General features: G+C 64.7%; 21 protein-coding genes. 6 read left to right on the top strand and 15 right to left on the bottom strand.

Annotated elements, in window-relative coordinates; translation table 11 throughout:
* Positions 1-52: 52 nt before the first annotated feature.
* From flgL to flgB, 11 genes are all read right to left on the bottom strand, one after another.
* Positions 53-976, bottom strand: coding sequence for a flagellar hook-associated protein FlgL (gene flgL / locus ACODSD_RS12035; protein ID WP_107799615.1), 924 nt, complete (start codon positions 974-976; stop codon positions 53-55).
* 10 nt (positions 977-986) lie between these two features.
* On the bottom strand, positions 987-2,768 hold the full coding sequence (gene flgK / locus ACODSD_RS12030; protein ID WP_488877463.1) for a flagellar hook-associated protein FlgK: 1,782 nt from the start codon (positions 2,766-2,768) through the stop codon (positions 987-989).
* A gap of 81 nt (positions 2,769-2,849) precedes the next feature.
* Positions 2,850-3,836 (bottom strand): flagellar assembly peptidoglycan hydrolase FlgJ, encoded by a 987-nt coding sequence (flgJ, locus tag ACODSD_RS12025; protein ID WP_107799617.1) that lies wholly within the window; start codon positions 3,834-3,836, stop codon positions 2,850-2,852.
* A 94-nt stretch (positions 3,837-3,930) separates the two neighbouring features.
* Positions 3,931-5,007: a flagellar basal body P-ring protein FlgI gene (locus ACODSD_RS12020; protein ID WP_370445216.1), complete on the bottom strand. Its 1,077-nt coding sequence runs from the start codon at positions 5,005-5,007 to the stop codon at positions 3,931-3,933.
* An 80-nt stretch (positions 5,008-5,087) separates the two neighbouring features.
* Positions 5,088-5,768, bottom strand: coding sequence for a flagellar basal body L-ring protein FlgH (locus ACODSD_RS12015; RefSeq protein ID WP_107799619.1), 681 nt, complete (start codon positions 5,766-5,768; stop codon positions 5,088-5,090).
* Between the two features lie 58 nt (positions 5,769-5,826).
* Positions 5,827-6,609, bottom strand: a complete 783-nt coding sequence (gene flgG / locus ACODSD_RS12010) for a flagellar basal-body rod protein FlgG (protein ID WP_253314873.1) — start codon at positions 6,607-6,609, stop codon at positions 5,827-5,829.
* Positions 6,610-6,681: 72 nt separating this feature from the next.
* On the bottom strand, positions 6,682-7,425 hold the full coding sequence (locus tag ACODSD_RS12005) for a flagellar basal body rod protein FlgF (protein WP_107799621.1): 744 nt from the start codon (positions 7,423-7,425) through the stop codon (positions 6,682-6,684).
* A 17-nt stretch (positions 7,426-7,442) separates the two neighbouring features.
* The gene (flgE, locus tag ACODSD_RS12000; RefSeq protein WP_235088229.1) at positions 7,443-8,687 is read right to left on the bottom strand and encodes a flagellar hook protein FlgE; all 1,245 of its coding nucleotides are present in this window, start codon (positions 8,685-8,687) and stop codon (positions 7,443-7,445) included.
* A gap of 36 nt (positions 8,688-8,723) precedes the next feature.
* Positions 8,724-9,434 carry a flagellar hook assembly protein FlgD gene (locus ACODSD_RS11995; protein WP_488877462.1) on the bottom strand — a complete coding sequence of 237 codons (711 nt, stop codon included), beginning with the start codon at positions 9,432-9,434 and terminating at the stop codon, positions 8,724-8,726.
* A gap of 11 nt (positions 9,435-9,445) precedes the next feature.
* On the bottom strand, positions 9,446-9,856 hold the full coding sequence (flgC, locus tag ACODSD_RS11990; protein WP_019102824.1) for a flagellar basal body rod protein FlgC: 411 nt from the start codon (positions 9,854-9,856) through the stop codon (positions 9,446-9,448).
* Complete coding sequence (gene flgB, locus ACODSD_RS11985; protein WP_019102825.1) at positions 9,856-10,269, bottom strand: flagellar basal body rod protein FlgB; 414 nt, start codon at positions 10,267-10,269, stop codon at positions 9,856-9,858. Before flgB ends, flgC begins: the two co-directional genes overlap by 1 nt.
* A 301-nt stretch (positions 10,270-10,570) precedes the next feature.
* Here flgB and ACODSD_RS11980 point away from each other — a divergent pair, with 301 nt between their 5' ends.
* The gene (locus ACODSD_RS11980) at positions 10,571-11,368 is read left to right on the top strand and encodes a response regulator (protein WP_107799623.1); all 798 of its coding nucleotides are present in this window, start codon (positions 10,571-10,573) and stop codon (positions 11,366-11,368) included.
* Positions 11,369-11,391: 23 nt separating this feature from the next.
* On the opposite strand, the gene ACODSD_RS11975 is transcribed toward ACODSD_RS11980, so the two are convergent.
* Positions 11,392-12,219 carry an AcrVA2 family anti-CRISPR protein gene (locus ACODSD_RS11975; RefSeq protein ID WP_107799624.1) on the bottom strand — a complete coding sequence of 276 codons (828 nt, stop codon included), beginning with the start codon at positions 12,217-12,219 and terminating at the stop codon, positions 11,392-11,394.
* A 76-nt stretch (positions 12,220-12,295) separates the two neighbouring features.
* A complete protein-coding gene (locus tag ACODSD_RS11970) occupies positions 12,296-13,825 on the bottom strand; it encodes an EAL domain-containing protein (protein WP_488877461.1) in 1,530 nt (509 codons plus the stop codon).
* A 519-nt stretch (positions 13,826-14,344) separates the two neighbouring features.
* Here ACODSD_RS11970 and ACODSD_RS11965 point away from each other — a divergent pair.
* Complete coding sequence (locus ACODSD_RS11965; protein ID WP_107799626.1) at positions 14,345-15,664, top strand: DEAD/DEAH box helicase; 1,320 nt, start codon at positions 14,345-14,347, stop codon at positions 15,662-15,664.
* Positions 15,665-15,735: 71 nt separating this feature from the next.
* Here ACODSD_RS11965 and ACODSD_RS11960 read toward each other — a convergent pair whose 3' ends face one another.
* Together ACODSD_RS11960 and ACODSD_RS11955 are read right to left on the bottom strand one after the other, a co-directional pair.
* A complete protein-coding gene (locus ACODSD_RS11960) occupies positions 15,736-17,418 on the bottom strand; it encodes a glycoside hydrolase family 9 protein (RefSeq protein ID WP_488877460.1) in 1,683 nt (560 codons plus the stop codon).
* Between the two features lie 136 nt (positions 17,419-17,554).
* Entirely contained in the window at positions 17,555-18,766 is a 1,212-nt protein-coding gene (locus ACODSD_RS11955) for an ROK family transcriptional regulator (protein WP_227107905.1), read from the bottom strand.
* A gap of 232 nt (positions 18,767-18,998) precedes the next feature.
* Here ACODSD_RS11955 and ACODSD_RS11950 point away from each other — a divergent pair, with 232 nt between their 5' ends.
* From ACODSD_RS11950 to ACODSD_RS11935, 4 genes are read left to right on the top strand one after another with little or no spacing between them, the layout of a single operon-like run.
* On the top strand, positions 18,999-19,865 hold the full coding sequence (locus ACODSD_RS11950) for a glucosamine kinase nucleotide-binding domain-containing protein (RefSeq protein ID WP_488877459.1): 867 nt from the start codon (positions 18,999-19,001) through the stop codon (positions 19,863-19,865).
* A 28-nt stretch (positions 19,866-19,893) separates the two neighbouring features.
* A complete protein-coding gene (locus ACODSD_RS11945) occupies positions 19,894-21,138 on the top strand; it encodes an ABC transporter substrate-binding protein (protein WP_488877458.1) in 1,245 nt (414 codons plus the stop codon).
* A gap of 10 nt (positions 21,139-21,148) precedes the next feature.
* Positions 21,149-22,015, top strand: coding sequence for a carbohydrate ABC transporter permease (locus ACODSD_RS11940; RefSeq protein WP_227107899.1), 867 nt, complete (start codon positions 21,149-21,151; stop codon positions 22,013-22,015).
* A gap of 16 nt (positions 22,016-22,031) precedes the next feature.
* Positions 22,032-22,889, top strand: a complete 858-nt coding sequence (locus tag ACODSD_RS11935; protein WP_488877457.1) for a carbohydrate ABC transporter permease — start codon at positions 22,032-22,034, stop codon at positions 22,887-22,889.
* Positions 22,890-22,892 lie beyond the last annotated feature (3 nt).

The raw sequence follows: 22,892 nt of genomic DNA, 5'->3' as shown, positions 1-22,892 counted from the left end.
CCAACGACAAAGGCCGCTTACGCGGCCTTTGTCTTGTCCGGCGCACGCCGGATTAGGAGATATAGTTGAACAGCGAAAGCTGAGTCACCTTGTTATAGGTCAGCTGGCTGTACTTCAACGAAGTCTGCGCCAAGGTGAAGTCCGATATCGCCTGCGGCATGTCCAGATCCTGCAAATCGCCGATGCTGCTGGCGTATTGCAGTTTCAGGCTGCCCCCGACATTCTGCATATTATCGTTCTGCTGGCCGCGGGCGCCGATGGACGCCAAAGACAGCGACATCTGCTGCTGAGCCCCATCAATGGCATTGATCGCACTGTTCAGCTGGGTACCGAAGTTGGCGGGCTTGGGATTCTGGCCCAACAGAGTATTCAGTTGGATCAGAGCGTCGAAGGCCGCGGTGGCGCTGCCGCCGGGCGTGCCGAACACCGTGCTGCCCGGATCGGAAATCGTCATCTGCTGCGAAGCGCTGATCTGCACGCTGCGCTGGCCGGTATCGCCCAGATACGAAGCCGGCGGCACCGCCGACAAGCTGACCGCGAAGGGCAGCGTATCGGTCTTGTTGCCGCTGAACAGATAATTGCCGCGGCCGTCGGTGGAGTTGGCGTAAGTCGTCAACTCGGTGATGCCTTCCTGCAACTGCTTCTGGATCGCCTGCAGCTCGGTTGGGCTCAGCGCGCCGCTGCCGGCGGAAATGGCCAAACCCTTCATGCTGGCCATCAGGTCCGACGAACTCTTGATCGCGGTTTCCGACAGCGACAGCCAGGAACTGACTGCCTGAGTGTTGTTGATGTACTGGCTGTTCTGGCCCTGCGACTGGCTGATCAGCAGAATGCGCGCCGCGGCCACCGGATCGTCGGCCGGCGTCACCACCCTTTGCTGATTGTCGATCTGCATGGTGAGCTTGTAGATGCTGGCCTGCAAGCTCTGCATATTGTTCAGGCCGGACTGATAGATGTTGTTGGAGCTGATACGCATCGGTCTCTCCTTAGCCCATCAGGTTCAGAATGCTGGAGAAGGTGGTTTGCGCCACCTGTATCACCTTGCTGCACGCCTGATAGGACTGTTGATACTTGATCAGATTGGCCGCCTCCTGATCCAGGCTCACCCCGGAAACATTGGACAGGCTTTCCGTGGTCTGCTTCAAAGTATTCTGCATGGCCGCGGACTGCAATTGCGCGGTATTGGTCTGGTTGCCCACCGAGGCCACCAACGTCGAATAATACGAACCGTAAGACTGATTGCCCATCAGCTTGAGGTTCTGCTGCGCCAGCAACTCGCGCAAATTGGTGTTGTCGCCCGGCGGCGGCTTGGTCCCTGCCGGGGCCGGCCCCACGGTAAAGGTCTGGCCATTGATCGGCGCGCCGGACAGCTGAAAGCTGACGCCCACGTCCACCGGCGGCACCGCCGTGGTCTGCAGTTTGAAACTATTGCTGGCGCCGCCGCCCACCGGCACCACATTGTAAGGTCCGCCGCCGTTGGGGCCGGCGATGGTGGCCGTCATCGTCGCCGGGGTGCCCGCGGCGGTGATGGTCATCCCGGTCATGCCGATGGACGGATGCGTGCCGGTGCTCGGAAAGACCGGCGGCACACTGTTGATGCTGCCCGCGTAACCGCCCGGCAAGGTGGCCCACACGCCGCTCATGGTGACGCCGTTGCCGCCGGCGCCGCCGGTGGACACCATATTGGACGCGGTGGCCAGTTTATTGGGATCGCCCATCAGCACTTGCAGATTGCTGGCCGCATTCTGCGGATTGGAGGCGTAGCTGCTCAGATCGTTGAAGATGGGCAGGCCGGCGGCGCCGGTATTGTCCACGCCCAGTTGGTTCTGATAATTGATCGAAGCGGAAAAGTTGATCGCCATCGTGCCCAGCTGTTGCCGGGCCTGCAACAAAGGGCCGTCGCGGAAGTTCAGCAAACCGCCCAGTTGGCCGCCGGACATCAGATTGTTCGGAATCGCCGTCACCGTACCGTTGGGATTGTTGAACACCAATTGCAAGGTGGTGGGATCGCTGGGCAGCGGCTGGGTGGCCAGGGTATTGGTCTGACCGCCGGTCACCAGGGTCTGGCCGTTGCCGACGTATACCGAGTAAGTGCCGTCCGCCTGCGGCACGGCCTTGGCGCTGACCAGCTTGTTCAATTCCAGCATGGCCTGATCGCGCTGGTCCATCAGCGTATTGGGCTGCGCGCTCAGCTGATTGCCGCCGGTCAAGGCGGCGATTTCGGTGTTGAGGCTGGCGATCTGCGAGGCCAGCGAGTTGATGCTGTCCACCGTGCTCTTGATCTGGCCGTTGGCGCCGGACTGCAGTTGCTGCAGTTGGCCGTCGACGGTAGCGAACTTGGTGCTCAGCGCCTGGGCCATATTGAGCACGGTCTGCCGGCTGGGAATGGCGTCCGGCTGCTGCGACAGCGTCTGCATCGCGCCGAAGAAATCCTGCAAGGCGGGCAGAATGGACACGTCGGTCGACGCCATCAGATTGTTGATCTGATTCAGCTGCTTGACCTGGGTGCTGTAATAGCTGCTGTTGGTCTGCGCGGTCTGCACCTGGCCGGACAGGAATTTGTCATAGGTGCGCAGCACATTGGTGACGTCCACGCCCTGCCCCAGGAAGCCGAAGCCCTGATATTGCGGCGTGCGGCCGGCCTGGGTGATGTATTGAACGTTGTACCCCGGCGTGGAGACGTTGGCGATGTTGTTGCCGGTTACCGACAAAGCCGTTTGAGCCGCATTCAGTCCGCTCACGCCGATCGAGAAAATATTGGAGCTCATGATTTACCTCTCTTTGCCTTATCGGCCCGGCGCGCCAAAACTTGACCCTGAAGTGCAAGCTCGGCCGCCGCTGCCTTGTCCTTAACTGCGCGTGGTTTGCTGCGCCAAAGTCGCCGCCACGTCCACCAGCTTGCGCGCGTAGCGCGGATCGGTGGCGTAGCCGCCGGATTGCAGCGCATGCGCGAAGCCGTACATATTCTGCCCCTGGTTCAGCGCGCTCTTGTAGCGCGGCGAATCCTTCAACAAACGGGCGTAGTCGCTGAAGGCCTCGGAATAAGAACCGTAGGCGCGGAATTTCTCCACCCGCTTCTGCGCGACGCCGCCCTCGTATTCGGTGGTCATCACGCTGACCGTGCGTCCCTGCCAATCGCCGCTGGCCTTGATGCCGAACAGATTATGGCTGTTGCTGCCGTCCGGATGGCGGATCGCCCGCTTGCCCCAGCCGCTTTCCAGCGCCGCGTGCGCGACCACGGCTTCCGGCGCCACGCCCAGCTGGGCCGCGGCCGTGCGGGCATGCGGCAGCATTTCGGCGGCGAAGTCGCGGCTGCCGCCCTTGCCGGCCGCCTCGGCCTTGGTCTGAGCCGCCGGAGCCGTCAAGCTCAACACCGCGCCAGCGGTCTGCTGCGCTTCCTGGTAGGCCTGCAGGGCCTTGGCGCCGCCGGCCGGACGCGCGGCCAATTGCGGGCCGGGAGCGGCGTAAATCGTGCGCGCGCTCTTGTCGTCCGGATCGAAGTTCGACTGCTTGGCGATCTGGCGATACAACATATCGCCCAGCCCCAGGCCGCCGTTGGAGCTCAAAGCCTGGGTCAGTTGCTGATCGTACAGGCCTTGGTAGGTGCTCAAATCGTTGGATTCGCCTTCCGGGTCGAACTTGGTCTCGCGCATGCTCTTGAGCAAGGTGCTCATCAACAAGGCCTCGAACTGCGACGCAGCCTGTCTCGCCGCGCCCTTGGGGTCCTTGATCGCCTGCGCCCGCAGCTCGTTCAGCTGGTTCGGATCCACGGCCAGCTGCCGGTTTAGCAAATCGTTGGCGCTCACGGCGCCTGCATTGATGGACTGAATCGTCATTTCTCGCTCCTGGAATCCAGCTAATAGCAAGATTCGGGCCAGGAATAAAAAGACGGCCGCGCGGCCGTCTTTTTGTTCGCCGTCCTGGCGGCGCTCAGATAATCTGCAGATCCGCTTTCAACGCGCCGGCGGATTTCATCGCCTGCAAGATGGAAATCAGATCCTGAGCGTTGGCGCCCAGCGCGTTCAACGCCGCTACCACCCGCGACAGATTGGCGCCGTTGGGCAGGCTGATCAGCTTGCTGCCCGGGGTGTTGATGCTGATGTCGGCCTGGTTGGTCACCGTGGTCTTGCCGCCGGACAGCGGGTTGGGCTGGCTCACTTGCGGCGTGTTGCTGACGGTCACCGTCAAGTTGCCGTGCGACACCGCGCACGGCGCCAGGGTCACCGCCTGATTCATCACGATGGAGCCGGTGCGGGCGTTGATGATGACGGTGGGGGAAACATCTGCCGGGTCGACGGCAATATTTTCCATCTTGGACAGAAACTGCACGCGCTGGTCCGGATCGAACGGCGCACGCACTTCGATCAGCCTGCCGTCCACCGCGCGCGCGGTGCCCTGGCCGAACGATTTGTTGATCGCCTGCACCACGCGGTTGGCGGTGGTGAAATCGGACTCGCGCAGTTCCAGATTGACGAATTCGCCGGACCCCAGCGCGGTGGGCACTTCGCGCTCCACCGTGGCGCCGGCCGGAATGCGGCCCACGCTGAGCTGATTGATCTGGGCGGAGCTGCCGCCCGCCGAGGCGCCGGCGCCGCCGACGACCACATTGCCCTGCGCCATCGCGTAAATCTGCCCGTCCGCGCCTTTCAGCGGAGACAGCAGCAAGGTGCCGCCGCGCAGGCTTTTGGCATCGCCGATAGACGAGGCCGTCACGTCTATCGCCTGCCCCTGCCGCGCGAACGGCGGCAAGGTCGCGGTCAGCGTGACCGCGGCGATGTTCTTGGGATCGAGCTTGGTGCCCGGAGGCACTTGCACGCCCAGCTGATTCAGCATATTGGACATCGCCTGGCCGGTGAAGGGCGAGGAGGTAACCTTGTCGCCGCTGCCGTCCAGGCCCACCACCAGGCCGTAGCCTATCAACTGGTTGGGACGCACCCCGCCGACATTGGTCAGATCCTTCAAACGCTGCGCCGCCATGGCCGGAAACACGGCCAGCGCCAGCAGCATCGCTAACATCAATCGCTTCATTTTCGCCCGCTTTCAGCCCGCCGCGCCCGCCAGATGGCCGCGCCCGGGCCGGTAATCCGTTAAATCGGCAATATACTCATGAAAAACTTGGCCAGCCAACCCGGCTCATTGTACAGCCGGTGCGTCCCCTTGGTCTGCTGCTCGATGCGGGCGTCCGCCACCTTGAGCGAAGACACGCTGCGGTCCGCGCCGATATCGCGCGGATTGATCACGCCGGACAGGCGGATCGATTCGGTGTCGCTGTTCACCCTCACGACTTTCTCGCCGCTGACCGATAGATTGCCGTTGGGCAACACCTCCAGCACCGTGACGGTGATGGAGCTGACGAAGGAGGTGGCCACCTTGTTGTCGCCCTTGCCGGTATTGTTGGCCGAACCCGAGCCGCCGAAATTGGCGCCGGCCAAACCGCCGGCGGCGCCGCTGGGCAGGAAGGGAATCTTGATGCCGGCGTTGATGCTGCTGTTCAGGCCCGAGGTTCGGGTATTGGTGGTCTGCTCGGAAGCCGAGGTCGACGAGTTTTCCTGGATGTTCACAGTCAGGGTGTCGCCGACATAAGCGGGCATCCGGTCCTGAAACAGCGGCCGGTAGCTGGCCGCCTGGAAAATCGAGCCGTTGCTGGGCATGCTGACCGGCTGCGGTTGCGGACGCGCGCTGGTCGGCTGCTGCACCAGCGGCGGCTCCTGGGTCACGCAAGCGCTCAATAGTGCGGCCAACATCGCCGCCATCGCCATCGCCTTCATCAAACACCTCGTCAATTCAAATCCGAATCGGCCGCCTCAGCCGGCGGCCCGTTCTTGCTTACAGCTGGCTCAGTTTCTGCAGCATCTGGTCCGCGGTGGTGATCGCGCGCGAGTTCATCTCGAAAGCGCGCTGCGCGGTGATCATATTGACCAGTTCCTCGGTGACGTTGACGTTGGACGCTTCCACGAAGCCGGAACGCACCGCGCCGCGGGTATCGGTCTGCGGATCGCCGTCCTGCGGATCGCCGGAGGACGCGGATTGCAGATACAGGTTATTGCCCACGCTCTCCAGACCCTGCGGGTTGATGAAGGTGGTCAGCTGTATGGTGCCCGCGGTTTGCGCCGCCGGATTATTGGGCAAGAAGTACTGCACCACGCCGGCGGAGGACACCGTGATCTGGTTGGCGGTGCCGGGAATATTGATATTGGGGTTCAGCGGATAACCGTCCGGATTCACCACGTCGCCGTTGGAGTTGCGCTTGAACTCGCCGTTGCGGGTATAGGAGGTGGTCCCGTCCGGCAATTGAATGCGGAAGAAGCCCTCGCCGGAGATTGCCATGTCCAGCGGCTGCCCGGTCTGGGTCGTATTGCCCTGGGAGTGGATGCGGGCGGTGGCCACCGCCGCCGAGCCGGTGCCCACCTGCAAGCCGGTGGGCGTGGTGTTGCCGTTGGCCAGCTGCGCGCCGGGCTGGCGCAGGGTCTGGTAATACAAGTCCTCGAAAATGCCCCGGCTGCGCTTGAAGCCGACGGTATTGACGTTGGCCAGGTTGTTGGACACCACGTCCAGTTGGAACTGGCTGGAATCCATGCCGGTCTTGGCGATATACAGTGCGCGCATCATGGCTTGTTTACCTCGTCTCCAGAGCCGCGTTCCCTTACAGGGCCGCCGCGGCTCGCAATCTCATATTATGGTTTAACCGTTGGTGGACAACAGTTGAGCCGCCTGCTGATCGCCTTGTTGCGCGGTTTGCATCAGGCGGACGTTGAGGTCGTACTGGCGGGCGTGGGAAATCATCTGCACCAGGCTTTCCACCGAGTTGACATTGCTGGCCTCCAGCATTTCCGGCACCAGCTTGACGTTGGCGTCGGCGGCCGCGTTGCCGCCGCCGTTAATGCGGAACAGGCCGTCCTCGCCCTTGTACACTTCTTTGGGGCCCGGGTTGACCATCTTGATCTGCCCGACCAGTTGCGGCGTGCGCACCGCGCCGGACAGCGGGATCGCCACCACGGAGCCGTCCTGACCCAATTGCACGCGGGAGCCGGTCGGCACCACGATGGGACCGCCGTCGCCCATGATGGGCAGGCCGGAGCGGGTGCGCATCATGCCGGTGGCGTCCAGCACATAGCCGCCGTCGCGGGTATAGGCCTCGGCGCCGTCCGGCGCCTGCACCGCGAAGAAACCCTTGGAGCCGATGGCGAAGTCGCTGACGTTGCCAGTGTGCATCAAGCTGCCCTGGCTCAGATCGTGGCCCACGGTGTTGTCCACCACATAGGTCCGCGTCGGCGCGCCCTCGCCCACCACCGGCAAGGCGCGGAAGGCCACCACGTCGGCCTTGAAGCCGTTGGTGTGCACATTGGCCAGATTGTTGGCGGTGGTGGCCTGCTGCCACATCACGTGCTTGGCGCCGTTCATCGCCAGGTAAAGCATTCTATCCATCGCGCGCGCTCAGCTCATCAGATGTTCAGCAAGGTCTGCACCAGGGTGTCCTGGGTCTTGATGGTCTGCGCATTGGCCTGGTAATAGCGCTGCGCGGTGATCATATTGACCAGTTCCGCGGTCAGGTCGACGTTGGAATCCTCCACCGCGCCGGCCTGGATGGTGCCGGTATTGCCGGTGCCGGGCGCATTGTAGGAGGCGATGCCGGAATCGTAGGTCTGCGCCCACAGATTGTTGCCCTTGGACTGCAAGCCTTGCGGGTTGATGAAGTTGGCCAAAGCGACCTGGCCTATAGTCTTGGTCTGGCCGTTGGTGAACGTCGCCTGGATGATGCCGGAGGACGAAATATTGATGCCCTTCAGATTGCCGGGCGCGGACCCGTCTATGGTCGGCGGCGTGGTCACGCCGAAGTTCTGCCCCACCTGGGTGGAGCCGGTGAAGCTGAAGGCCACGGTCTGCGGCACCGCCGAGCCGTTGAGCGGGCTGGGGGTGAAGTTGATGTTGAACGGTCCGGGCGTGGTCAGCACGCCGGAGGTGTTGAAGGTCAGCGAAAAATTATTGCTGTTGGGCGGCGTGTTATTGGCCGGGTTGCCGTCCACATAGGCGGTTGCGGTCCAGGTCCGGCCGGCGGCGGTGGGCGCGCCGGCGACATAGTACATGGTCACCTGGTGCGGGTTGCCCAGCGAGTCGTAAACCGTATTGGTGTTGGACCAGTTGTAGGAGGCCGAATTGGTCGGATCCAGCGGCGCAACGGTCGGCACCGTGCTGCGAGAATCCAGATTGATGCCGAGGGTAGCCTTGGTGGTGGCCTGCGGCGACACCAGGTTGGAGTTCAGCTGTATTTTGCTGACCGGCCCCTGGGTGATGTTGCCTGCCGCGTCCGCCTGCCAGCCCTGCAGGAAATTGCCGTTGTTGACCACGTAACCCTGATTGTTGATCTGGAACTGGCCGTTGCGGGTGTAGGACAAGGTGCCGTCCGGCTGGGCCACGGTGAAGAAGCCGCCGTTGTTGATCGCCAGGTCCAGGCTGCGGCCCGTGGTGGTCACGTTGCCGTTGCTCATGTTCTGCGTCACCGCGGCCACCTTGACGCCGATGCCCGGCGTGGTGGTGGCGATGCCGTACAAGGTGTTGCCGTACATGTCGGCGAACTCGGTGCGCGAACTCTTGAAACCCACGGTGTTGGCGTTGGCCACGTTGTTGCCGATGGTGTCCAGCTGGGTGGAGGCGGCGTTCAAGCCGCTCAAACCTTGTTGAAAGCCCATGATGTCAGTCCTTGAAGTCGAATGAGGTCAGTGGAATCAGGCGGTCATCTGCGCCACATCGCCCAATTGGGCGCGGCTGCCGTCCGGCAGCACCAGTTCGGGAACGCCTTGATCCCACGCCACCGCGGTCACCGTTTGCGTGTTGTAGGCCACAGCCGTGGTGCTGCCGTTGGCGCTGGCCTGGGTCACGTCGGCGCTAAAGCTGTACTTGCCGGCCGGAACCACTTCGCCCTTGTCGTTCTTGCCGTCCCAGCTGAAGGTATTGACGCCGGCCACCGGCTTGTCGATGGTCATGGTGCGAACCACATTGCCGTTGGCGTCCTTGACGTTGACTTTCACCGTTTGCGCCGGCCCGTTCAGCAAGACGCCGGCCGGGGTGGCGCCGCCATCCGGCGGCTTGGGCAGGCTGCTGCCGGCCACCAACACTTTTTTGCCTATCATGCTGGACGCCATCAGCGACTGGGAGGCCGCCTGCGCGCCGATCAAGGCCTGCATGGACTGGTTCAGCTGCTGAATGCCGCCCACCTGGCTGATCTGCGCCATCTGGGCCGTCATCTGGCTGTTGTCCATCGGATTCATCGGGTCCTGGGAACGCATCTGGGCCACGAACAGCTTCAGAAAGGTGTTCTGAATGTCGCTGGCGCTGGAGCCCACCACGCCGGAATTGCTCTTGCTGCCGTTGACGCTGCTGTTCGGATTGGTCTGAGTCTGACTGTTCAACACGTCATAAGGATTTGCGCTAGCCATCGCCTAACTCCTCACTGGCCAAGCTGCAGCACTTTTTGCTGCAGCGTCTTGGCGGTATTCATGATTTCGACATTATTCTGATAGGCGCGGGAGGCGGCGATCATGTCGGCCATCTCCTCCACCGGATTCACGTTCGGCATCGTCACATAGCCGCGCTGGTCGGCCAGCGGATTGCCCGGATCGTACTTGAGCCGTGGCGGGGTCTGGTCTTCGACCACCGCGGTCACGCGCACGCCGGCCACCTGCGGCTGCGCCGCCGTCACCGGAATCGCGGTGAACACCGCGTGACGCCCTTTGTAGGGCTCGCCGGTGGAGCTGGTCGAGCTTTCCGCGTTGGCGATATTGCTGGCCACCAGGCTGAGGCGCATCGATTGCGCCGACATCGCCGAACCGGAAATGGAAAACACATTGGACAAAGACATCAGCTATTGCCTCCCTGGCCCTGGATCGCCGAACTCAGGCCGCTGATCCGCTTGTTCAGAAAAGTCAGCGTCGACTGGAAGCGGACCGCGTTGTCGGCGAAAGCCGCCCGCTCCACATCCATGTCCACGGTGTTGCCGTCCACGCTGGGCTGCACCGCCGCGCGGTATTGCAGCGCGGCGCCGTTGCCCGCGCCGCCGGCCCCGGCAAGGTGGCGGGCATCGGTCAGATTCATCGCCAAGCGACCCTGCGCATCGGTCTGCGCCTGCAAGGCCTTGCCGAAGTCGAAATCCACCGCTTTGTAGTTGGGGGTTTCGTCGTTGGCGATATTGCTGGCCAGCACCTCGGTGCGATAGGCCCGCAAATTCAGCGCTCGCTGCTGAAAGTCGAAATGTTTGGCGATTTTGTCTAGCATGTCAGCCTCCTTGAGGCGACCTTAAAGCAGGAAGCGTGCCAAGCCATGCAGGCACGCCAGCGCATTGATTTTTCTAGGCAATCCGTCAAACCCTCGGCCGCAACGGCCCAAACGGCAACAATGAGCGGCAAGATTTGCCGCCTCCGGCCCAAGCGACAGATTTTGCTTGCCGCACCGCGCAATTCGTGCCAAACCAACATAAGAACCATTGAAGACGCGTCCGGAATCGCCGACACTCAGACATTGGCCGGCGCTGGCGGGCGGCTTTGAGAAAATAGAGAAGACAGGCGGGGGAAGAGGCATGCTGGAAGTACAACATTTAATCATCTCGCTGGCGGAACCGTCGCATGTGCAAGCGCAGATCATCAGCAAGGCGCTGGGCGAGATGGGCATCTCCAAAGTGGAGATCCATCCCAACGGCGAAGCGCTGCTCAACCGCGCGCGCGAGTCGCGCCCCGACTTGGTGATCAGCGCCTACTATCTGCCCGACATGACCGGCCAGCAGTTGCTGCAGCAGATGCGCGAAAGCGCCGATCTCAGCGGCATGCCCTTCATTCTGGTCTCAAGCGAAACCAATCCGGAACGGCTGGAGCCCATCCGCCAGGCCGGCAGCCTGGGCATTCTGCCCAAGCCCTTCACCAGCGGCCAACTGGACGAGGTGCTGGCCAACGCGCTGGACTTCATCAATACCGAGAGCCTGGCCATGGAGGTGGACACGGATCTGGCCAACGTCCAGGTGTTGATCGTCGACGACAGCCAGACCTCGCGCCGCCATGTGCGCGCCGTGCTGGAGCGCCTGGGCTTCGAACACTTCACCGAAGCCGCCAGCGGCGCCGACGCGCTGCCCTTGCTGGAAAACGAAAGCTTCCAGCTGATCATCGTCGACTACCACATGCCCGGCATGGACGGCTGCGAGCTGGCGCGCCACATCCGTCAGAACAGCGCTCAGGGGCGAACGCCCATCCTGATGATCACCAGCGAGACCGACCACGACCGGCTGGCCGAGGTGGAGGCGGCCGGCGTCTCGGCCTGCTGCGACAAGCCCTTCTCCACCAACAAGCTCAGAGACACCATACGCGAACTGCTGCAGGAATACTGAGAGCCGACTCCAAGCCGCCGCTCTTATTTCGGCGCCACCCACACCAGGCGCGAATTCGCCTTGGCTTCGCCAAACGCCTGCCGCCGCCAGTAACCCTGGGTCGCGTAAGCCTGCGCGGCGTCCAGCTCGGGAATACGGCAGAAACTCACCTCGCTGAAACCCGCTTTCAGCAATTGGCTGCGGCCGCGCTGCCGGGTCTTGACGCAAGCCGGCGCGCCGGCCTGCTCCACCCATGGCTGCGGCGCGCCCGGCTGCCAGGCCTGCTCCCGTTCCAGTTTGGGCTGGGTCATCATCGCCAGGCCGTTGAGCACCGCGGCCAACAAGGCCTGCCAACGCTCGGCCACCGCCGCGATCTGCGGCGCCAGTTCGCCCGGGTAGCTGACCAACAAGGCCTCCACCCCATCGGACTCGTGCAGCCATTGCGCGGCGTCGCGAGAAAAGCCCTCGCCCACCAGCGTCAGCAGCAAGGCCCTGCGCTCCGCTTGATGCGAGACGAAAGCCCCGCCGCCGCCCGGCACATGTAAAAAGAAGGCATCGGCCGGCAAGCTCAGCGTATCCGGCAATTGCGAGGGCAGCCGGGTGTGGGCCAAGGCCTGCACCAGGCCGTCGTCCAGATGGGAAATCACGCGGCCATGGCGGGCGAAGCAGCCCCAGGACTCTGCCAAAGCCAGTTCGGCGACAATGGTCTGCTGCCCCACTTCGAACACCTGGGCGGCGCGCTCCAGTTCGCGCTTGATCACTTCCTTCATGTCCTTGCGCGCCGCGGACGGCTGCAAAGCCTGAACATACAGCTGGCTGACGCGCTTGGCCCAAGGACGGGAGGCCGCATAACGCTGCACGGCATACATCATTCCCTACCCCTTTCCTGAAACAAAAAAGGGCGCATTGTAACAAAGCGCCCCCGTCGCCCCAAGCCGCGATCCGGTTTCAGCCGCCGCCCTCCCTTTTGCCGGAGGGGCGGGTACGGCTTTCGGCGATGCCGGAATACAGCCACTGCCGGAAATGATTCAAGGTCATCGGCTTGCCGAAGTAAAAACCCTGCAAATACTCGAAGCCCTTCACGTTCAAATAGCTTTGCTGCCCCTGGGTCTCCACCCCTTTCACAATCACCTGCACCCCCATTTCATTGGAGGACAAGAGCAGGCCGTCCAGAATATTGCCCTTCAGGCTATCCTGCCCCAAGGCGGACACATAGCCTTTTTCAACCTTTAGATAATCAAAGCCCCAGCGGCTCAAATATGTCTTGTCGGCGTAGCCGGCGCCAAAGTCGTCCAGCGCCAGCCTCACCCCCATCTGCCGCAAACCGTTGATCACCTTCTGCGCGCCGGACGCCTCTTGCAGCGGCGCCCGCTCCGACACCTCCAGCACCAGTTGCGCCTGCTTCTCGCGCAATAGATTGACCAGCGGCCGGCAATCCTCCAGCAATTCGGGCAAGGCCAGATGCTCGGTGGAAATATTGAGCCCCACCATAAAGCCGGGCGACAGCACGATCTGCTTCAACTCCTCGGCCACCCGCCGCAACATGTAGCGCGTCAGCGACACGATCAAGCCGGCCTCGATCGCCGTCTGGATGAATAGCTCGGAGCGCACATTGCCCTGCACCGGGTGCCGCCAGCGCGCCAGCACTTCCACGCCGACGCATTCGCCGCTGGCCGCGGTGACGATGGGCTGGTAATGAGCGAAGAACTCTTTTTGCCGAATGCCCTCGGAGATCTCCCACCCCGTCGCCTTGCGCCCGCCCGAACCGCGGCGCGCGCCCCAGGCGATGCCGCAGCCCAGCGCCGCGGCCAGCAACAAGGCCAGCCACTGGGTTTTCAGCACCAGCAAGGGCGCCGCTCCCCATTGCGGCGCCGCCAACACGCCGATGCGCGCCGGCGCGGACGGCACCCAGACCACCTCGCCGCCCGCGTCCGGGCCCTGCTCTCTGACCTCGCCGTTGGCGGCCAAGGCCCGCCCTCCGGCCAGCAGGCTCACTTTCACGCCTTCGCGCTCGGCCAGGGCCAATTGCGCGACCAGCGGGCCGGCGTCCAGCTCCAGCACTCCGGCCGTATGCGCCAGCCGCAAACCAGGCAACAACTGCCCGCTGCCGGCCGGCAACAGGCTCGCCCCGCCTTCCACGCCGTCCGCCTCCGCAACCGCGCCGCGCCGCGATGCACATAGCAGGCCTCCGGCGCCGCGCGCCTGGGCGAAGCGCACCAGCGAAGTGCGCTGGACCAATTCCGCCAAGGCCTGGGTCTGGGCGCGGCAATCCGGCTCCGGCGGCGGCAGCGTGTCCAATCGCGTCAAGGCGGCGAACGCCGGCGACAATTGCCAAGTGAGCTGGCCGGCGACCAGTTCGGCCTTTTCCCCGGCCAGCGACTGCAAGCGCCACGCCGTCAGCGCCAGCGCCAGGCCCAGAGTCAAGGCCAGGGCCAAGGCGACGCAAACGGCATAGGCCGCGCCAGGGGAGCAGGACATCAACCAGGAGTGAGCCCGGTCCGTGCTTGCGAATCTGTTTTTTCCACTCATTGTCAGCCCTCAACGAAGGTTTCACGCGTGGCCCGTCATCGTTGAAGTGTAGTTAGAAGCCAGCAAATCTCCATAAGCGGACGTCGCTTGGTCCAAGCCTGGCTGTCGGTCGTCTTTGCGGATTCCGACAGTTTTTTTGCAAAATCGCCGCGGCAAGCGGCAAACAATCAAATACTTAGCCGGCATGTTTTGAAAAAACAGTTGTAAACCCGCCTGATTTACCGTATAGTCCGGCCTCTTGTGTTTCCACCGGGCATTCCAAACCACGCCTCAGCCCGAGTGAGATTGCTTCATCGTCCCTGACCATTTCCAGGCTTCGTCCACGCTTATAATGTCGCATCAGACTGGACCGCTGTTCGCCGCTTGTCAGGTTAGTGCCGATGATTTACGGCTTAAAGGCGCCGTATAACCGACCGCCACCAACCTGGCTACAAGTGACGCCGGCAGTTTCCGGCTTGAAAGGACATCATGCATTTTTCCGACCTGGGCATTGCCCCGACCATCCTGCGCGCGCTGGAAGCCGCTGGTTACTCTTCCCCTACCGAAGTACAGGCTCAAGCCGTGCCCGCAGCCATCGCCGGCCGCGACCTGCTGGTTTCCGCCCAAACCGGTAGCGGCAAGACCGCAGCCTTCCTGCTGCCGGCGCTGACCAAGCTGTCCGAGCGCTCCACCGGCAAAGGCCAGGGCCCGCGCGTACTGGTGTTGTGCCCGACCCGCGAACTGGCCCAGCAAGTGGAAAAGAACGCGCTGGAATACGGCAAGGACCTGCGCTGGATGAAAACCGTCTGTCTGGTGGGCGGCTCCTCCTTCGGCTATCAGACCCGCGCGCTATCGCGTCCGGTTGACCTGATCGTGGCCACTCCCGGCCGTCTGATGGACCACATGCGCTCCGGCCGCATCGACTTCTCCCGCCTGGAAATGCTGGTGCTGGACGAAGCCGACCGCATGCTGGACATGGGCTTCATCGAAGACATCGAGACCATCGTCAAAGCCACTCCGGAAACCCGCCAGACCGTGCTGTTCTCCGCCACGCTGGACGGCACCGTGGGCCGCATGGCCGAGAAGATGACCCGCGATCCGCAACGCATCGAGATCGCCCGCACCGAGACCTCGGGCGGCACCATCGAAGAGCACCTGCTGTACGCTGACGACCTGAACCACAAACACCGTCTGCTGGATCACATCCTGAAAGAGTCCGGCTTCGACCAGTGCGTGATTTTCTCCGCCACCAAAGCCTACTCCGAAGAACTGGCCGACAAGCTGTCCGACCAGGGCTATTCCGCCGCCTGCCTGCACGGCGACATGCCGCAAAGCTGGCGTAACCGTACGCTGAACGATCTGCGTCGCGGCCGCATCAAGATTCTGGTGGCCACTGACGTGGCGGCACGCGGCATCGACGTGCCCACCATCACCCACGTGGTGAACTTCGACCTGCCGAAACAGGCTGAAGACTACGTGCACCGCATCGGCCGCACCGGCCGCGCCGGTCGCGACGGCACCGCCATCACCCTGGCGGAGTCCAAGGAATTCCACAAAGTGCGCCGCATCGAGCAGTACCTGAAGCGTCAGATCACCGAAGGCGTGATCGAAGGCATGGAACCCACCCGTCGCCCGCCGAAAGGCCCGCGTCGCAACACCAGCGGCAAAGGCGGCTACGGTGATCGCCGTCCGGGCAGCGGCGGCGGTCGCGGCGGCTACGGCAATCGTCGCGAAGGCGGCTACCAAGGCCAACGCCGCGAAGGCGGCTATCAGGGCAATCGCGGTCCGCGCAGCACCCAGCAGCAGTAAATCTCAGACGCCCCCGGCAGCGGGGGCCGCTGAAACAGAACGCCATCGGCTTGCCGATGGCGTTTCGCATTTCAAGCGCCGTCCGCCCTCCCACGCAAGGCCAGGGCCAGAAACAGCCAGGCCCCGTGCGGCAGCCATTGCTCGGTCCAGCGCCAGGACTGGCTGATATCGGTCTGTTCCGGGCTCAGGAAGGCGATGCCCTCGTCCGCGCCCGGCGCGGCGGTGATCCCATTGCACACCCCGCCGCAGGCGTTGTAATAGCCCGGCTCATAGCGCGGATTATTACGACCCCAGCCCTGCAGCATGCAAACGTCGAAGGGATTGCGCCCCAGAATCCAGTCCAGCGCGCCCTGCGCGTACTTCAGCATCGCCGCGCGAGCGTCCCCCTCCTCCCTCTCCGCCAAGGCGCAGCTCGCGGCGGCCACCGACGCCAGCCGCGCGTTCTCTCCCTGCCACCAATAAGCGCTTTCATTGGTTTGCGGCATGAAAAAGCGCGCCGCGCCCTCCTCGCCGTCGCGGGCCACCCATTGCCGCGGATAGGCGAAAGGATTGCCCGCCGCCGCCGTCAGCGCCATTTCGGCCTCCAGCCCCCGCCGAACCGCCTGCCGCGCGGCGCTCGCCAACGGCGAAGCCGGCAACACCGCGACGAAGCGCAACAAGGCGAGATAGGGCAAACCGGCGTCGGCGCCGTGGAAAAAACTGCGCCGGCGCTCCGCGTCCATCCAGAAGCGGCCCGCCTCGTCCTGCCGCGCCAACATCCGCCGCGCGCGGCGGTCGGCGGCGTCGGCGAACACCGGCTCGCCGCTGGCCGCGTACAGCTCGCAAGCGGCCAGCAGGGCGCAATAGTCGTCGATGAGGTTTTCGCAGCCGTCGTCCAGATAGCGCGCATTGTATTGCTGCAGATGGGCGAAGCCGCGCCGCGCCGCGGCCAGATAATCGCCGCGACCGAACTCGCCGTCGCGCGGCAATTCCGCCGCGCGCGCCAGCGCGGCGATCGCCAGGCCGCCGCCCTGGCGGAAGCCGGCTTGAAAACGCCCCGACTTGAGCCCGCGCTGAGTGGAATAGGCGCACAGTTCGCGCTGTTCCGGCGCCTTGCTCCAGCCGTCGAACACCGTCATATAGAAAAACCCCGACGAATGCTGCATCCGCAACAGAAAGTCCGCGCCGTGCAGCGCCTCGTCCACCATGCGCTCGTCGAACCAGCGCGGCTGCGGCGGCAGCGCCTCGCGGCCGGCCATCAGCGCCCAAGCCAGCAAGGGCGTCTGCTGCGGATTCATGAAGTTGGCGTAAGACAGGTGCGACAGGTATTTGGAACAGTCGCCGGAGGCGTCGAACCAGCCGCCGCGCACGTCCCGCCTCGCTTCGCCGCCCCACTCCGGCGCCGCGCGATCCGCCTGGTCGTAAAGGCCGCTGCAGCGCTGCGACTTGAAATAATGCAATAGGTCGGACAACATCTGCCCGCCCAAGCAGCCCGGCCCCACCTCGAACTCATGGCTGATCACCGGCGGCGCGCTGTCCCGCAGCCACAGCCGATAACGGCCCGGCCGCGTCCAGCCGCTGAAATCCGCCTGCCAGTAATGCCACTCCGGCCATCCCTCCGCCATGCCCTGCGGCTGCAAAGGAATTTCGGTCGCGGCGCGCCCCTCGGCATCCAGCAAGACCAGCGCCGTCGGCGCGGCCTGAGCCGGCGCCTGCAACAAGGCCAGCTTGGACGCTTGCGGTTCGAAACCGATGTGGTTCAGCAGAATCTTCATGGCGCGGCCCCCGTTCAATTAAATAAAGCGTTTTGCTTTAATGATGGGCAATATTTACGCGCCGCGATGGCCAGGTCAAGCCAATGACATAAAAAGATCCGCCGTGACGCCGGCGCGCTGGATCGCCAACCGCTTCTCAAGCTTTGAGCAAGACCTCGTACTGCGGATTGAACTCGTCGAAGATCGGCAAGGCCGCCGCGCCCAGCGCCACCGTGTCGCGGCCGGCTCCGCCCAGCAGCACCCGCGGGCCGCAGCTTTGCCGGATAGACACCGGCAGCGGATGCAGCCGCTGCTCCAGCTGCTCCAGCAAGGCCGGCGGCAGAAAACCGCCGATCACCACCGCCTCGATGTCCAGCAGGCTTTCCAGGATATTGATCGCCTGGCGCAGCGGCGGCGCGGCGGTGGCCAGCCAGCGCTCGATGCCGTAGCAGATCTCCGGCGTCGGCCGCTGCAGACTGCGGGCCGCCAGCTCCGCGTCGTCGGCCAGGCCCAGCGTTTCATACAGCGCGCGCAGCGACACATAGCGCTCCAGGCAGCCATGGTTGCCGCAATCGCAGGGCCGTCCGTCCGGCATCACGATCATGTGACCGATCTCGCCGGCGTTGTGGCGAACGCCCGCGTACAAGCGCCCGTCCAGGAACAAGCCCGCTCCCAGCCCGGCGCCGATGAACAGATAAACGAAGTTGCGCAGCGCGGCGGCGCGGCCGTACAGCCGCTCGCCGATGGCGGCCGCGGTGGCGTCTTTTTCCAGCAGGACAGGCAGATCCAGCCTGCGCTCCAGCTGCGCCGCCGCGTCCACCTCCTCCCAGCCCGGCAAGGTGGTGGGGCCGACCGAACTCATGCCCTCGACGCCGAAAGGGCCCGGCATCACCAGACCCAGGCCCAGCACCCGCCCCCAGTCTATGCCCGACTCGGCGCGCAGCCGGCCCACCACCTCTTCGATCAAGGGCAGGGCCAGTTGCGGATCCGGCCGCCTCACCGGCGCCTCCACTCGAGCGCGGCATTGACCGGCCAAGTCCACCGCCACCGCGATCAGCGACTGGGTGTCCAGCTGAATGCCCAGCGAGTAGGCCCCGTCCGGGTTGATGCTCAAGGGTATCGCCGGCTGGCCGCGCGCGCCCTCACGCATCGGCTCTCCGGCCAACAGCATGCCGCCGTCCAGCAATTCCGCCGCGATATTGGACACCGTCTGCGGCGTCAAGGCGGTCAGGCGGGCGATTTCGGCGCGGGTCAGCTGCCCGTTCAGGCGTATGGTCTCGATCACCGCGCGACGGTTGTGCGCGCGGGCGTGCTCCAGATTGGTCCCCGCCACCGTGCGCGGGTCCTGGCCTGCAGGAATGGATTTCATGCCGGCAGTATGGCGAGCCGGCCCCGGGCGGACAAGCGCGTCCGCCGGCCTTGTTGCGGCGGCGGCGACAGCCAGGCGCCCCAGTCGCCGCAATTAAATAAATCAACTTGACGAAATGCCATCGTAATGATTGAATTTTCAAAAATTCTAATGGCATCGGACGCCGGCCATGCAAACCCATGATGTTGCGGGGATTTGCGCCGGGCGCCCGCATTTGACCAAGGACAGCACCGTGACTGAAGCTTTTGAATACCGCCTGGGCGTTGACGGCGGCGGCAGCGGCACCCGCGTCTGCCTGAGCGACGCCGCCGGCCGCCTGCTCGCCCGCGCCGAAGGCGGCCCCTCCGCGCTGTCGCGCGGCGTGCCGCAAGCCTGGGACGCCGTGAACGAAGTCGTCGCCCACGCCTTCGCCCAAGCCGACCTGCCGCCTGCGCCGCCGGCGCGATGCGCGATCGGCCTGGGCCTGTCCGGCGTGCACAACGCCGATTGGGCGGCCGCCTTCCGCGCCGCCGATCCCGGCTACGCCCGTCTGCGCCTGGCCACCGACGGCTACACCACCTTGCTGGGCGCCCACGGTGGCCGGCCCGGCGTGATCGTGGCGCTGGGCACCGGCAGCATAGGCGAAGCGCTGTATCCGGACGGCAGTCATCGCGAGGCGGGCGGCTGGGGTTATCCCAGCGGCGACGAAGCCAGCGGCGCCTGGCTGGGCCAACGCGCCGCGCAATACGCGCAGATGGCGCTGGACGGCCGCCTGGCCGCCACGCCGCTGACCCGGGCGGTGCTGAAACATGTAGGCGGCGACTGGCAGGCGATGATGGCCTGGAACGGCCGCGCCACGCCCACGCTGTTCGCGCAGTTGGCGCCGCTGGTGGTGGCCAATGGCCGCCGCGACTCTCTGGCCGCCGAATTGCTGCGCCAGGCCGGCCGCGACGCCTGGTCCATCGCCAAGGCGCTGGATCCGGACGAGAGTTTGCCGACGGCCTTGTGCGGCGGCCTGGGCCAGGCGCTGCGCGATTGGCTGCCGCCGGAATTCGCCGGCCGCCTCAGTTCGCCGCAAGGCGACGCCTGCGCCGGCGCGCTGCTCCTGCTGGCCGACTGACCCCCTCCTCACTCCATAAGGACATCCCATGCGCCTCTCCCCGCTGCTGCTCGCCGGCCTGCTGGCCCTGGCCGGCCCGGCCCGCGCCGACAAGATCGTGGTCGAGTACTGGACCGACTCGCTCAAGCCTCAGTTCGACGCCTACTTCGCCGCGGCGAAGCAGCAGTACGAGGCGCAGCATCCCAATGTCGAATTGCGCTGGGTGGACGTGTTCAACGAGGGCTTCGAAACCAAGCTCAACGCCGCCATCGCCGCCGGCAAGCCGCCGGCGCTGATCAACCACGACGTGCCGCGGCTGTACAAATACGCGCAGAAAGGCGCGCTCTTGCCGCTGGACGGCGCGCTGGCCGCGGACAAGGCCGGCTATCTGCCCAATGCGCTGGCCGACCTCAGCGTGGCCGGCAAGCTCTACGCCTATCCCTGGTACAACAACGTCAACGTGCTGGTGCTCAACGGCGAATTGTTCCGCAAAGCCGGCCTGGACCCGGCGCGCCAGCTGCTCAGCCTGGAACAGCAGCTGGCCGCGGCCAAGGCCATCCGCGCCAAGACCGGCGTGCCCGGCCTGCTGCCGCAACTGGGCCAGATCGACGGCATCATGCTGGGCCGCGGCCTGCCCTTGCTGCAAAACGGCAAGGCGGTCTTCAACAGCCCGGCGCACGCGACCTTGCTGCGCCAGTACGCCGACGCCTACAAAGCCGGCGCGCTGGCCAAGGAGAACCTGTTCGCTGACGACAACTACCAGGCCAGCGTCAAGCTCTACAACAGCGGCCGGCTGGCGATGATGGAGACCGCGCCCACGGCGGTGCGGCGCACTCAGACCGACGCCCGCGCCATTTTCGCGGTCAGCCGGGTGCAGCCGGCGCCGCTGGGACCCACCGGCGTGGTCCAGGGCGGCTATCAGTTCGGCTGGGCGGTGTCCAAGGGCTTGCCGGCGCCCACCCAGGCCGAAGCGATCAAGTTCGCCCGCTTCCTGACCAGCGACGCGCAGCAACTGGCGTTTTCCAAAGTCACCGGCGCCACCTTCCCCTCCACCCGCGCCGCGCTGCGCGATCCTTACTTCACCCAGGCCGGCGGCAGCCTGGTCGACGTCGCCCGCGCCCAGGGCGCCAAGGCCGCGCCGGACATCCGCACCTTCAGCCTGAGCGGCGTGCCGCGGCTGGCGGATCTGAAGAAAAAACTGGTGGACAGCGTGGAAGCGGCGGTCACCGGCCGCAAGGACGCCCAGCTGGCGCTGGACGAGGCGGCCGCCTTCTGGAACCGGCAGCTGAAGTAAGCGCGCCGCGATGAAATCCAGCGCCCGCAACGCCTGGCTGTTCCTGGCACCGGCCCTGCTGCTGATGGCGGCGTTCACCTTTTGGCCGCTGCTGTTCGGCAGCTATCTGGCCTTCACCCGCTACGATCTGCTGTCGCCGCCGCAGTGGGCGGGGCTGGAGAACTTCGACTATTTGCTGCAGGACGAGGTGTTCTGGCGCGCGCTGCGCAATTCCCTGCTCTATCTGCTGGTGGTGCCGGTCATCCAATTGGCCGCCATCGCGCTGGCGCTGCTGGCCAACCGGCCGCTGCGCGGCGTCAAGCTGTTTCGCGCCGCCGTCTATCTGCCGGTGATCACCACCGTCGCCGTGGTCGGCATCATGTGGAACTGGATGTACGCCGATTACGGCGTGCTCAACAGCGCGCTGCGCTGGCTGCGTCTGCTGGCGGCGCAGCAGGAAATCGGCTTTCTCAGCGACGAGGACATCGCGCTGTTTTCCGTGATGTTCGTCACCTTCTGGCGCGGCGTCGGCTATTACATGGTGCTCTACCTCGCCGGCCTGCAGGCGATCCCGGCGGAAATGCAGGAAGCGGCCTTGCTGGACGGCGCCAACGCCTGGCAGCGTTTCTGGCGCATCACCCTGCCCATGCTGAAGCCCACCATTCTGTTTTGCAGCCTGATTTCCACGCTGGACGCGCTGAAGGCCTTTGAGGAGGTGTTGGTGATGACCCGCGGCGGCCCGCTGAACTCCACCTATACCGTGCTGTATTACATGTTCCACCAAGGCTTCGATCAGCTGGACTTCGGCCGCGGCGCCGCCGCCGGCCTGCTCTTGACCGTGATCTGCCTATTGCTGGCCGGCCTCAACTTCCGCCTGCTGCGCCCGGCCCACCGCTAGTTTCAGGACGCCCGCCATGACCGCCGTCTCAAGCCCGCTTGCCCGCCCCGCCCGGCAAACCCGTTCGCGCGCGCTGCGGCGCCTGCCGGACTATCTGCTGTTGTTGGCGCTGGCCTGCGCCGCCTGCTATCCGTTTTGGTGGACCTTGATGATCGCGCTGGGCGACGGCGAGCAGGTGTTCGACTTCCCGCCGCGCTTGCCCGAGCCCTTGTCGCTGGCCCACTTTCGCGAAGTCTGGACCCAGATTCCGATGGGGCGGTTTTTATGGAACTCGGCGCTGATTTCCGCCTTGACCACCGCCGGCACCCTGCTGGTTTCCAGCTGCGCCGGCTTCGCGCTGGCGCAGCTGCGCTTCCGCGGCCGGCAGTGGGTGTTTTACGCCATCATCGCCACCCTGCTGCTGCCCAGCGAAACCAATGTGCTCAGCAATTACGTGACGCTGTCCTGGCTGGGCCTGGACGACAGCCGCGTCGGCGTGGCGCTGCCGGCCTTGGCCGGGGCCTTCGGCATTTTTCTGATGAAGCACGCCTTCGAGGAGATTCCCGAAGAAATCATCGCCGCCGCGCGCATGGACGGCGCCGACGACTGGCAGCTGTTCTGGCGCGTCTGCCTGCCGCTGAGCCGGCCTTATCTGGCCACCCTGGCCATCTTCACCCTGGTCTGGTCGTGGAACAGCTATGTCTGGCCCAGCGTGGTGCTGAAGAACCCGGACCTCTACCCGCTGTCCGTCGGGGTGCAATACCTGAAGGGCGCTTTCGCCACCTCCACGCGCATGGTGGCCGCCGGCGCGGTGCTGACCATCGCGCCGGTGCTGCTGGTCTTCCTGTTTTGCCAGCGCTATTTCATGCGCGGCATGGACGGCGCGGTCAAATAAGGC

The sequence above is a fragment of the Chromobacterium sp. FG22 genome (genome assembly GCF_057809415.1).
Note: the sequence above shows the minus strand (reverse complement) of the source record. Positions and strands in the feature narration are given on the sequence as shown.